This is a genomic window from Bacillus sp. bc15 (genome assembly GCF_900142585.1).
GTDB lineage: Bacteria > Bacillota > Bacilli > Bacillales > Bacillaceae_G > Bacillus_A > Bacillus_A cereus.
The window spans coordinates 44,434-56,387 of record NZ_FRBJ01000010.1 but is presented as its reverse complement, the minus strand read 5'-3'; the positions used below and the strand labels follow the sequence as shown (position 1 = coordinate 56,387).

The window sequence follows — 11,954 nt, the reverse complement described above, 5'->3', positions numbered from 1 at the left end:
ATTATATCAACGATTTTTCGAATATATCTATCATAACTTACAATATATCAACGATTTTTAAAATATATCTATCAAAACTCACAATATATCAACGATTCGACAAGAAATATCGATTTACAGACAAAAATCGATATCCCCTTCCTAAACCGTCATCTTCCAACTAGATAACGCTAACCAATTCTCCATTTCTTTATAATCAGGCATTATCTTCCCGACAAGACGCCAAAAAGATCGATCATGATTTAAATGAACCATATGACACATTTCATGAACAACTACATAGTCAATTACTCGCTGTGGTGCCATTGCTAGCTTCCAATTGAATGTTAGTTGTAAATTCGAATCGCAAGTACCCCAAGTACGACTACTATCTGTAATACGAATAGAACGTGGTTTTGTCTTAAAGTTACTTTGATGCGCTTTAATACTCTTCTCTACTAAAGTTTTACACTGCTTATAATAAAATCGTTTTAAAGCTTGTTGTATTTTCTCATCCTTAAGCTCTTTCACATAAATATGTAACTTATCCCCTTCAAAAATTGCATTGTCTTGCTCAATGCTTGCATCTTGGGAAATCTGTATCGGATACGTATTCCCTAAATACAAAAAGCCTTCTCCTTGATCGTAATCCTTTTCCTGTGGTCCACGCGCTCGCTCCGCCATTTCCTTACGGGTTGTCTGAATCCAATCCCACTTTTCCTCTAGCAACTGGACTAAGTATTCAACAGGTGTCCCTTTCGGAGCCTGTACTTCCACATTTCCATACGAATCCACAAAAAGACGCACGGACTTTTTCTTCTTATAAGTTATATGAAAATTAATTGTCTCACCTAAATATGTATGTACCATTTCATCACCTAGCATATTATTTTACAAATAAAAAAGAGTAGGATACGAACGTCCTACTCTATCTATTATATCATTTACTGCTTTAGCAAGCTTATTATCCTCTATACTTTACACCTAATCCCTTAATGAAATTCCTTGCGTATCTATCGCCGCACTCTTTGTAATTTTTATGGCCTTTTTTTCTTAATAGAGCGCCTAACTCTCCTTTTGTTACCGTAACGCCTACGCTATCTAATATATCAAGTACATCCTCACTCGTTAAAGATAGTGCGATTTTCATTTTCTTTAGAAGAAGGTTATTGGCACTCTCCTTGCTCTGTACAGGTGCAGGCTGCCCTGGTTTCGGATCTTGCTTTCCTCTTTTTAAAGTAATAAATCCATTTAAAAATGCCTCTAACATCATCATATCGCATGTTAATACGTACTCATCTTCAGCTACCTCATCATTTTCAGCTTCATGTTGAGGAGCCCTCTTTATTTTTGTAAGCATATCAACTACGTCTTCTTTCGTTACTTCCATCCCGCCAAGTTTAAAGATTTCTACCATATCTATGTCTTTTATATCTAAAGCGTATCTTACTCTTTTTAATATATCGTTGTTGCTCATTGCCATTGGGTTTCCTCCTGAAATGTTGATTATAGTAATGCTTTTAGCATGTGTAAATTAATGTCGTTAAGTTACTACTTTAACATTTTAGGGGGAGGTTTTGTAGTCTTAATCAAATTTATGATTATAGAGGCTATACTACAATCCAAGCAATAATTTGATTCTATAGAAGGGTTACAGTAACTTTTCGGTTCATTTTTTCTTAGTTCATTAGATCTACATTCTATTTTATATTTGTTAACTATAAAAGCAGTGCATTGATTCCTCAAATACACTGCTCGTCTCTTACATTGTTATATTTCTTCTATACAAACTAGAGTTTATGGGTTTCGATGAATTTTATCCATATAGGAGACTATTGCATATCATAAATTAGCCACTTTCCGTCAACTTTCTTCAAATCAATAGTAATATTGTCAGGATTAGGGCCGTATAAAGGTTTTGGAGAGATATCTATCGTAACTTTTAATTTTGCTCTATCTCCAACTTTTCTTTCTTCTATATTCAATATATCTATTGACGCATTTTTTGGAATTCCAATACGTTTTCCAGCTTCTACATCCCAAGGGAGACTCGGATGTATATACTCACCTGCTTTGTTTAAATCTCTTGATTCAAGAGCTTTAAAAAAGCCTTTTACTGTTTCTTGTGGACTATTATTTTGAATTAGAACGTTAACTAATATAACTATAAACACAATCCCAATTATCCACACGTACCAAGGAGATTTTTTTGCAATTCTTATTAATTTTATGTTTTTATCATTTCTATTTTGGGGCGTAATATCGTTATGGAATTCTCCATTATCAAATAGTTCTTCTGATTCATCCAAATTTATTCTCTCTGTACCACAACTAGTACAGTACTTATTTGTTTTCAATAATTTCTTATTACATGCTGTACAATTCATTATTTTATTTCTCCCTGCCCTATTATTAAAATCAAATCCCCAAAGTTTCACATATTAATTTTCTATTATTTTCAATTTTTTTGATGTAGTAGCATTAAAATTACCTGATGAATCCAATTCTGTATGATAAATGTACGTTTTGACTCTAAAATTTTTATGTGGAAACTTTTTATTTACAGCACTTACCACTAAATTGTTAATTTCATTTCCGATTTTCACAGCTTCTTCTACCGTAGACTTATTATCAACTCGAACTTTTATCGGAAAATCAGCTGTATAATACATATTTGGATTATCATACAGCGTTGCTTGAAATAAAAATGGGGCTAATCCGGTTTGTTCAATAAGTAAATCCTTCGTATCATAAACTTTTATATTTGCAATATTCTTTCCTACTTCCGATCCTGCCTCTGCATCAAAGGGTTCTAATTTCTCGTTAGCAACACTTGTTTCATTTCCTACCGCCTTACCCTTATAATTCATTTCAATAAATTTCACATTACCATCCCGGTCACAATCCAACCAAACAGTACCTTCTTTATTTTTGAAAGCCCCATCCACACTTACAGATATGCTACCGCCCCCAGTTCCTGAAAACTTCTCAATCTGCACACTTTTCGCATCATTTCCTCGAACATCATATTTTGCATACCCTTCCGCCTCAGTGCCTTCTGATTCAATTTTAGTACCTAACATAATATCAAGACCTAATAATTTGAAGGCATCCTTATACTTCAAATCTTTTGACTCTAATAATTCAATCTTAATATGATTAATAATTTTCCCATCACTTTCAAATGTATATTTAGCATAATTATCTACATATAACCATCTAGTTTCCTCTTTTGTTCTCGGGGATGAAAGCTTTCTCTCTAAATCTTCAAGTCGATAGTTTTTTTTTAGGTACATTGCTATTCCACTTAAATTTGAAGTCGAAATATCATTGCTCTCATTCGTCATAATTTTCTTCTCATCTTGCTTAACATTTTGGCTTACTTCTTTTGTTGGTACTGATTCTGTTGATTTTTGACAACCCGATGTAATTAATCCTGCTGTAAGTAAAGCTATTAATACTTTCTTCATAATTTCCCTCCAATTAAAATAAAAAAATTCTGGTAGCTCCTATAAGAAAAAATCTTCAAATCAGAAGAAAATTCCACAGTACTCTAAAATTATTATCGAATATTTAAAAATAACTATTATTCAAAAGATCTTCATACCAATACTAAATAATTAACTTTATAAATTATGTCGAAAGAAGTCGAAAAACAATATTTTCATAATCGGAAATTCAGATTTAATTTTTCCGCTGTTAAATTAATTAATTTGAACATAAAATAGGACCTCCTTACATGCACTCTGCATGTAAGGAGGTCCTATTTAGATAAAAATCATACATTTTCTTAACTTGATGGCCATGCTCAAATAAAGAGATTTTTTATTTCTGTCTATTATTCAGATTACATTTCATACCTCGATAGAGCCTAATGTACTCTACTCCAGCTCTTGTCATTTTTCTCCTTACGAGTATTCGTTAGTTCATTATATTCTCAAAGACTTCTTTTTTCAGCAAGCAGACTGTATCAACAAAAAAAGTTACATTCACAAAAAAAATCAAAACTAAATAAAATAACTACCCACAAATTAATACAATCCATTTCCCACTATCTTCAGAACATTAAACCGTCTCACTATCCTGAGCCATACCAACACTATCCTCAAACTTATCCAACAAAGCACGCACCTCATCAGTAGATTTCGTACTCATCAATTGATTTCTCAATTCAGCAGCTCCAGGGAAGCCTTTTACATAAATTTTGAAGAAGCGATGAAGCCCTGTGATTGAGCGTGGCAGTACTTCTGCATATTGATCTTGAAGATCAAGTTGTAGTCTTAAAAGATCTAGGTGCTCTTTACTGCTATGCTCTCTTGGCTCTTTTTCAAACGCAAATGGATTTTTGAAGATGCCTCGTCCGATCATTACGCCATCAATGCCGTATTTTTCAGCAAGTTCCAGTCCCATTTTACGATCAAGGATGTCTCCATTGATTGTTATTAACGTATTTGGTGCGATACGGTCACGTAATTTTTTAATTTCCGGAATTAGTTCCCAATGCGCATCTACTTGGCTCATTTCTTCTCTTGTGCGTAAATGAATAGAAAGGTTTGCAATATCTTGTTTGAAAATATGCGTTAACCAATCTTCCCACTCGCTTAACTCTTTAAAGCCAAGTCTTGTTTTTACGCTGACAGGTAGTCCGCCCGCTTTTGCTGCTTGGATAAGTTCTGCTGCAACGTCTGGACGTAGAATAAGGCCACTACCTTTTCCTCTTGATGCAACGTTCGGAACTGGGCAACCCATGTTAATATCGATACCTTTAAATCCTAGCTCTGCCATACCGATACTCATTTGACGGAAGTATTCAGGATTATCTCCCCAAATATGTGCTACCATCGGTTGTTCATCTTCTGTAAAAATCAAACGGCCACGTACACTTTTCATACCTTCCGGATGGCAATAGCTATCCGAGTTTGTAAACTCTGTGAAGAATACGTCCGGACGACCTGCTTCACTTACTACGTGACGGAAAACAACGTCTGTCACATCTTCCATTGGTGCAAGTACAAAAAATGGTCGTGGTAATTCACGCCAAAAATTATCTATCATTTCAAATTCAAATCCTCTCACTATGAATACAATTTCAAAATCTCAATTTATAATTTGTGAAAATCAGCAATATTTATTTTAACTAAAATCGCTTATGAATGGTATTTTTGTAAACCAAAAAGCAGGTGGTATAGATTTTTTCTATATCAACTGCTTTCCTATTATACTAACTTAAGCCAAGCCACACACTCCACATGAGTCGTATGCGGGAACATATCAACAGGTTGTACTTCCTGTGTTTTATATCCACCTTCTTCTAGTACTTTTAAGTCACGTGCTAATGTTGCTGGGTTACACGATACGTATACGACGCGGTTTGGCTTCATGTCGATGATTGTGTTTAGTAATGCTTCGTCACAGCCTTTACGCGGTGGGTCTACGACCATTGTGTCGGCGATTACGCCTTCTTTGTACCATTTTGGAATGACTACTTCTGCTTCTCCTACGCCAAATTCAGCGTTTGTCATGTTGTTTAGTGCTGCGTTTCGGTTTGCGTCTTCGATTGCTTCTGGGACGATTTCAACGCCGTACACTTTTTTCGCTTTTTGCGCTAGGAATAACGAGATTGATCCGATTCCGCAATAGGCATCGATTACTGTTTCGTTACCATTTAATTTTGCGTATTCTAACGTTTTATCGTATAGCACTTTCGTTTGTTCTGGGTTTACTTGATAGAATGAACGTGCTGAAATCGCAAATTTAATGTCACCGATAAAGTCATAAATATATTCTGATCCGTATAGTACTGTAGTTTTGTCTCCGAAAATTACATTCGTACGCTTCGTATTTACGTTTTGAACAATCGATTTTACTTCTGGGAATTTCGCTGCAATTTCTTCAATGATTGCTTTTTTGTTCGGCAATTCTGCTGTACGCGTAATGAAGACAAGCATAATTTCCCCTGTTACTTGTCCGTAACGAGCCATTACGTGACGAAGTGTTCCTTTGTTACGCTCTTCGTTGTACGCAGTGATACCGTGCTTTTCACAAATACGTTTTACTTCTTGGATTAATGTATCGTTTTCTTCTGCCTGAATTAAGCATGATTCCATATTAATGATGTCATGCGTTCCTTGGCGATAAAAACCAGCTACAAGTCCGCCTTCACGTTCTCCGATTGGTACTTGTGCTTTATTACGGTATACCCACGGATTCTTCATGCCAAGTACAGGATGAACAGGAACATCACCTAGTCCTCCGATACGCTGCATAACGTCACGTACTTGTTTTTCTTTCGCTTGTAATTGTCCTTCATAAGTTAAGTGCTGAAGCTGACAACCGCCGCACTGATTATATACTGGGCATTCGGCATCTTTACGATATGGACTTTCTGTATGAAGCTTCATTAAACGACCAAATGCAAAGTTTTTCTTCACTTTAATAATTTTAATTTGCGCTTCTTCACCTGGTAATCCGTTTTTAACGAAAATAGGATAGCCCTTTACTTTCGCAACACCGGCACCATCATGTGTTAAATCTTCAAATACTACATCTATAAACTCGTTTTTCTCAACTGGTGGCGTCATTTTAGTACTCATTTTCCGACCTCTCTTTTTCATAACACTGCGTTACATTTTATCATACTTATATGGTCTTTTTCTATTGGAAGAAAAAAAGCTATTGACGATACTTCTCTGTTAATGTTACGCTACTACTAATTTAATACGGACGATGTTACCTCATATATACTTGATAATATGGATCGAGAGTTTCTACCCGGCAACCTTAAATTGCTGGACTATGGGGAAAACTAATGAATATTAGCCTATGCGCAAAAAAGGACTCATATTGATTAGCTTTCTCTCATAGATGAAAGTGAATCCATATGGGTCTTTTTTTATTTTTCTAAAAGGTCAGACATCTTACGTATGACATAAAACCTCGTTCTTTTATTTTTAGTAATATAACGAGCGTTTTATGTACAAACTTTATACGAACTTCTGAAAGGGGCAACTACATGCAATATGTAATGAGCATTATCGGTATTCTTGCCGTGTTAGGTTTATGTTTTGCTTTGTCAAACAACAAAAGTAAAATCAACTTCCGTGCAATTGCAATTATGATTGGTTTCCAAATTTTAATCGGTTGGTTTATGTTTGCTACAAAGGTTGGTCAACAAATCATTATTTTCATTAGTAAAGTTTTCAACAAACTAATTAAACTTGGTACGACAGGTGTCGATTTTCTCTTTAATGGAATTCACAGAGATTTTGTCTTTTTCTTAAACGTATTATTAATTATCGTATTTTTCTCAGCACTACTTTCAATCTTTAGTTATTTAGGTGTTTTACCATTCATCGTTCGTGTTGTCGGCGGTGCAATTTCAAAAATTACTGGTTTGCCACGCGTTGAGTCATTCCACGCAGTAAACTCTGTATTCTTCGGTTCAAGTGAAGCGTTAATCGTTATTAAAAACGATTTACAGCATTTCAATAAAAACCGTATGTTTATCATTTGTTGTTCTGCGATGAGCTCCGTTTCTGCTTCTGTTACAGCATCATACGTAATGATGTTAGATGCAAAATACGTGCTAGCAGCTCTTCCGCTAAATTTATTCTCAAGCTTAATCGTTTGTTCGTTATTAACACCAGTTGATACGAAAAAAGAAGATGAAGTGATTCAGAAATTTGATAGAACTCTATTCGGAGACAGCTTTATCGGCGCAATGATTAACGGTGCGCTTGATGGTTTAAAAGTCGCTGGTATCGTTGCCGCATTAATGATCGCCTTTATCGGTGTGATGGAAGTTGTAAACTACGTAATTAGTGCAGCTTCAGGCGCAATGGGACATGCTGTTACTTTACAACAAATCTTCGGTTACGTACTTTCTCCATTCGCATTCTTAATGGGTATTCCAACTCAAGATATTATCCCAGCTGGTGGTATTATGGGTACGAAGATTGTTTTAAATGAGTTTGTAGCAATCCTTGATTTAAAAGACACAGCTACAACATTAGCTCCACGTACAGTTGGAATCGTTACAGTATTCTTAATTAGCTTCGCAAGTATTAGCCAAATTGGTGCAATTGTTGGTACAATCCGTGCCCTTTCTGAAAAACAAGGAAGCGTTGTTTCTAAATTTGGTTGGAAAATGCTATTTGCATCAACACTTGCTTCTATTTTATCTGCGACAATCGCTGGATTGTTTATTTAATAAAAAATCACCTTACTTTAACGAGTAAGGTGATTTTTTTAATTCTTTATGAAATCGAGTGAAATTCAACTGCTTCTTCTGTATTGATAATCCTATCTTTATATATACCTTTTATTGAAATGTAAATGATAGATTTGTTTATGTTTTTTAACTTTCCTAATGAAAAATGATAAAGTAATCCATCGCTTTTTAAAGTCCACATCTTCCCACTCCATGGACCAGTAGCTTTTTGTTCATCCGACGCCTTTATTTCACCTTCATATTCGCATTCTCCTAAAGGAGTTTTAATTGTATTCTTCTCTGTATCAATTCGAATATTTTTAATTAGCTTCAAATTTTCATCAGAGAGAATTTGAATTTCATGATCTTTCTGTTTAAAAAAGAGTTTTCCGTCTTTTGTATTTACATATTCTGCATTATTCATTTTATCTATCATAAAATCATATTCTTCTTTTGTAATACCTAAGTTTTGATGATAAGGAAACGTTTTTTTCGGTATAATTTCTTCTTCGGCATACTTCAAATACCAATCTAAATTATTTGTAATACTATCGCTCATTTTATTTCCTATTTTCTCTAATTTCTCTTTTATCTCATAAGGAAATTCTAGTGTCATAATATCCGCCGTCACTTCCGCATTCATAAGATGCGATGGAATATACTCTTCCACGCTATTCGCTTTACTCACTTCACTTTGGCAACCAACTATAAATAGCGATATGAAAAAGATATATATTATTTTTTTATATTTCATTTCTATTCTCCACTCCATACATTATTCTTACTTAGTTTTATAGTGGTTTTCATTATAGTATAAAATCTTTATATTTTAATAAAATACATATTCTTATGCAAAATTGCATATTAATAAGTCTTCTTCTTACTTTAAAATTAGCTTAAATCACTTTCCAAATTATACAAATAACAAGTTAAAAATGTTATAATTTTCAAAAAACCATTGGAGGATATTATGAAAGCCCACGCAATTTTCGATTTCTTACATTTACTAGTCTTAACGCTGAAAAGCTATTATGTATGGGGAATGCCTATCTATGTCTTCATTATTCCTCTTATCTTTGTAGTCGGTTATATTATTATTAATTCTAATAAGAAACAAAAAAATACATCTATTCAAAGTCACTAATCTATTACCTTAATAGCCTCCTAAAAATCATATTCCCCTCATTTTCTTCAAATGATATGATGAACAAGGGTATATCCCCACCACTCTTATAGCGGTGGGGATTTTAATGTCAATATGCAACATACTACACAATAGAAGGTGATTTTTATGAGAAAATACGCAGCAATTGCTTTATGTACGTCTGCCATTCTAGCAGGCTGCAATACTAGCAATGTAAGCCAAGAACCTAAAAAAGAGAAAAAGGTTCAAGAAGTAGCTATACAAAAAGAGACTCTACAAGAACAAGGTAAAATTTCTTATACTCCCATCACACACGAATTTACAAACACAAGTATTCATATTACAGACATAAAAGATTCTTTAAATGAAGTACAATATAAAATTTGGCGCACAGCTGATGGCAAGGAAAGTGCTAAATCTTTTTCTTCTAAAGAAAAAGAGAAGCAATTCACACTTCCTTTTGATATAAAGGAATTTGAAGGAAAACGCGGTGAGTTCCAAATTGAAGCAACAGGAATGAAAGAAGATGGGAAAACAATCCCGCTTACGAAATCTACTATTACTTTCGAACAAAAGGTTCCTGTTCTTATGTATCACGCAATTGATGATTATCATGGTCAAGGTATTAAAGACTTATTCGTATCACCAGCTAACTTTGAAGCACAAATGAAACATTTAAAGGACAATGGTTATACGCTGTTAACGTTTGAACGCTGGGGCGATATAAATAAAGTAAATAAACCGATTTTCGTTACATTTGATGACGGTATGAAAAATAATATGAATGCATTTCGCGTTTTACAAAAGCTAAAAGATGATACTTTTAAACCGGCAGCAACAGAATATATGATTGTTGATAACGTTGATGTAGAAGGAGCATTGTCTACTTCTGAAATAAAAGAAATGGTTGATTCCGGCATTTTCTCGGTGCAATCTCATACTGCAACACATGCAGACTTGCCGAAAATTAAAAACTATGAGGAAGAGTTAAAAGGTTCAAAAGAAAAGCTAGAAAAAATAACAGGTAAGCCTGTTATCGCGATTGCTTATCCATTCGGTCATGTAGATGATAAGGTTGTTGCAGAAACGAAGAAGTATTATCAATTTGCGACGACGACAAAGCCTGGGCAATTCATTACGAAGGGTGAACCTGATGAATTGTTAAAGATGAAGCGCGTTCGTATACACCATACAACGACTGTAGAGCAGTTTGCTTCTTCAATTAAGTAAATGTAAGAGCTCAATACATTTTGAGCTCTCTTTTTACTTTATATTTATATATATTTTTAGAATTTTCTTGTATTATATATAGTAAGAAATCTTTCAAATTAAAGGAGATTATACATATGTCATTTGAACAAACGTTAGAGAAATATGCTGCTCTTGCAGTTAATGTTGGTGTTAATATTCAACCTGGACAAACTTTATCAATTAGTGCACCTCTTGAAGCTGTACAATTTGTACGCCTCGTTACAGAGAAAGCATATAAATCTGGTGCAAAACACGTATATGTGGATTGGAATGATGAGACGTTAACACGCTTAAAGTTCGATCTAGCTCCTGAAGAAGCTTTCTCTGAATTCCCTTCTTGGAAAGCACATGCTCGTGAAGAATTAGCAAAAGAAGGCGCTGCATTTATGTCTATCTATGCAGAAAACCCTGATTTATTAAAAGGTGTAGAAGCAACACGTATCGCAACAGCTCATAAAGTAGCTGGAGAAGCGATGAAAGTATACCGTGATTACGTACAAGCCGATAAAGTAAGCTGGTGTGTAATTTCTGTTCCTACGAAAGAATGGGCTGCGAAAGTATTCCCTGACGTAGCGCCAGAAGAACAAGAAGCAAAGTTATGGGATGCTATTTTCAAAGCTACTCGTGCTGATTTAGAAAATCCTGTAGAAGCATGGAAAGAACATGATGGAACATTACATACAAAAGTGGATTACTTAAACGAAAAGCATTATAAAGCTCTTCACTATACAGGTCCTGGAACAGATTTAACAATCGAACTTCCAGAAAAACATGTATGGGCTGGTGCTGGTAGCTTAAATGAAAAGAACGTACCATTTATGGCTAATATTCCAACTGAAGAAGTATTTACAATGCCACTTAAAACAGGTGTAAACGGCCAAGTTTCTAGTACAAAACCGTTAGTATTTGCAGGTAATATTATCGATAATTTCACGTTAACATTTGAAAACGGACGTATCGTAGACTATAAAGCTGAAGCTGGTGAAGAAGCTTTAAAACATTTAGTAGAAACAGATGAAGGTTCTCACTTCTTAGGAGAAGTAGCTTTAGTACCTCATGACTCACCAATTTCAAACACAAATGTTTTATTCTACAATACACTATTTGACGAAAATGCATCTTGCCACCTTGCAATCGGAAATGCTTATGCATTTAACTTAGTTGGCGGAAAAACAATGTCTAAAGAAGAACTTGCTGAAAACGGCGCAAACGCTAGTATTACACACAACGACTTCATGATTGGATCCGCTGAGCTTGATATCGATGGTATTACAGCTGATGGCAGACATGAGCCTATCTTCCGTAAAGGTAACTGGGCGTTTTAATAAAGTGAAACTTTAATCAGCCCTCACCAATTGGGCTTTTACGGGC

11 protein-coding genes and 1 riboswitch are annotated in these 11,954 nt (G+C 34.7%); of the genes, 4 read left to right on the top strand and 7 right to left on the bottom strand.

Annotated elements, in window-relative coordinates; genetic code table 11:
• Positions 1–141: 141 nt before the first annotated feature.
• The 6 genes from BUA87_RS24480 to rlmD all read right to left on the bottom strand — a co-directional run bounded on the left by BUA87_RS24480 (position 142) and on the right by rlmD (position 6,572).
• Positions 142–849, bottom strand: coding sequence for a M48 family metallopeptidase (locus tag BUA87_RS24480; RefSeq protein WP_000233761.1), 708 nt, complete (start codon positions 847–849; stop codon positions 142–144).
• Positions 850–943: 94 nt separating this feature from the next.
• Positions 944–1,462: a YehS family protein gene (locus BUA87_RS24475; protein WP_001251704.1), complete on the bottom strand. Its 519-nt coding sequence runs from the start codon at positions 1,460–1,462 to the stop codon at positions 944–946.
• 349 nt (positions 1,463–1,811) lie between these two features.
• Positions 1,812–2,366 carry a zinc ribbon domain-containing protein gene (locus tag BUA87_RS24470; RefSeq protein ID WP_000995851.1) on the bottom strand — a complete coding sequence of 185 codons (555 nt, stop codon included), beginning with the start codon at positions 2,364–2,366 and terminating at the stop codon, positions 1,812–1,814.
• A gap of 54 nt (positions 2,367–2,420) precedes the next feature.
• Positions 2,421–3,449 carry a hypothetical protein gene (locus tag BUA87_RS24465; RefSeq protein ID WP_072941061.1) on the bottom strand — a complete coding sequence of 343 codons (1,029 nt, stop codon included), beginning with the start codon at positions 3,447–3,449 and terminating at the stop codon, positions 2,421–2,423.
• A gap of 595 nt (positions 3,450–4,044) precedes the next feature.
• Positions 4,045–5,034: a tRNA dihydrouridine synthase gene (locus BUA87_RS24460; protein WP_071714721.1), complete on the bottom strand. Its 990-nt coding sequence runs from the start codon at positions 5,032–5,034 to the stop codon at positions 4,045–4,047.
• 161 nt (positions 5,035–5,195) lie between these two features.
• Positions 5,196–6,572: a 23S rRNA (uracil(1939)-C(5))-methyltransferase RlmD gene (rlmD, locus tag BUA87_RS24455; RefSeq protein ID WP_000105032.1), complete on the bottom strand. Its 1,377-nt coding sequence runs from the start codon at positions 6,570–6,572 to the stop codon at positions 5,196–5,198.
• A 121-nt stretch (positions 6,573–6,693) separates the two neighbouring features.
• Positions 6,694–6,795, top strand: a riboswitch (purine riboswitch).
• Positions 6,796–6,991: 196 nt separating this feature from the next.
• Between rlmD and BUA87_RS24450 the strand changes: the two genes are divergently transcribed.
• The gene (locus BUA87_RS24450; protein ID WP_001200494.1) at positions 6,992–8,188 is read left to right on the top strand and encodes a NupC/NupG family nucleoside CNT transporter; all 1,197 of its coding nucleotides are present in this window, start codon (positions 6,992–6,994) and stop codon (positions 8,186–8,188) included.
• 46 nt (positions 8,189–8,234) lie between these two features.
• Here BUA87_RS24450 and BUA87_RS24445 read toward each other — a convergent pair whose 3' ends face one another.
• Positions 8,235–8,942, bottom strand: a complete 708-nt coding sequence (locus tag BUA87_RS24445; RefSeq protein ID WP_072941057.1) for a hypothetical protein — start codon at positions 8,940–8,942, stop codon at positions 8,235–8,237.
• Positions 8,943–9,158: 216 nt separating this feature from the next.
• Between BUA87_RS24445 and BUA87_RS31440 the strand changes: the two genes are divergently transcribed.
• The 3 genes from BUA87_RS31440 (at position 9,159) to BUA87_RS24435 (ending at position 11,908) form a co-directional block, all read left to right on the top strand.
• On the top strand, positions 9,159–9,332 hold the full coding sequence (locus BUA87_RS31440; RefSeq protein WP_000643592.1) for a hypothetical protein: 174 nt from the start codon (positions 9,159–9,161) through the stop codon (positions 9,330–9,332).
• Between the two features lie 147 nt (positions 9,333–9,479).
• On the top strand, positions 9,480–10,562 hold the full coding sequence (locus tag BUA87_RS24440; RefSeq protein ID WP_071714719.1) for a polysaccharide deacetylase family protein: 1,083 nt from the start codon (positions 9,480–9,482) through the stop codon (positions 10,560–10,562).
• A 116-nt stretch (positions 10,563–10,678) separates the two neighbouring features.
• Complete coding sequence (locus BUA87_RS24435; protein WP_071714718.1) at positions 10,679–11,908, top strand: aminopeptidase; 1,230 nt, start codon at positions 10,679–10,681, stop codon at positions 11,906–11,908.
• Positions 11,909–11,954 lie beyond the last annotated feature (46 nt).

Excerpts from the sequence above, each read along its gene's own strand:
- rlmD (WP_000105032.1), bottom strand. The coding sequence starts at position 6,572 with ATGAGTACTAAAATGACGCCACCAGTTGAGAAAAACGAGTTTATAGAT.
- BUA87_RS24440 (WP_071714719.1), top strand. The coding sequence starts at position 9,480 with ATGAGAAAATACGCAGCAATTGCTTTATGTACGTCTGCCATTCTAGCA.
- BUA87_RS24460 (WP_071714721.1), bottom strand. The coding sequence starts at position 5,034 with ATGATAGATAATTTTTGGCGTGAATTACCACGACCATTTTTTGTACTT.
- BUA87_RS24480 (WP_000233761.1), bottom strand. The coding sequence starts at position 849 with ATGGTACATACATATTTAGGTGAGACAATTAATTTTCATATAACTTAT.
- BUA87_RS24435 (WP_071714718.1), top strand. The coding sequence starts at position 10,679 with ATGTCATTTGAACAAACGTTAGAGAAATATGCTGCTCTTGCAGTTAAT.
- BUA87_RS24450 (WP_001200494.1), top strand. The coding sequence starts at position 6,992 with ATGCAATATGTAATGAGCATTATCGGTATTCTTGCCGTGTTAGGTTTA.
- BUA87_RS24470 (WP_000995851.1), bottom strand. The coding sequence starts at position 2,366 with ATGAATTGTACAGCATGTAATAAGAAATTATTGAAAACAAATAAGTAC.
- BUA87_RS24465 (WP_072941061.1), bottom strand. The coding sequence starts at position 3,449 with ATGAAGAAAGTATTAATAGCTTTACTTACAGCAGGATTAATTACATCG.
- BUA87_RS24445 (WP_072941057.1), bottom strand. The coding sequence starts at position 8,942 with ATGAAATATAAAAAAATAATATATATCTTTTTCATATCGCTATTTATA.
- BUA87_RS31440 (WP_000643592.1), top strand. The coding sequence starts at position 9,159 with ATGAAAGCCCACGCAATTTTCGATTTCTTACATTTACTAGTCTTAACG.
- BUA87_RS24475 (WP_001251704.1), bottom strand. The coding sequence starts at position 1,462 with ATGGCAATGAGCAACAACGATATATTAAAAAGAGTAAGATACGCTTTA.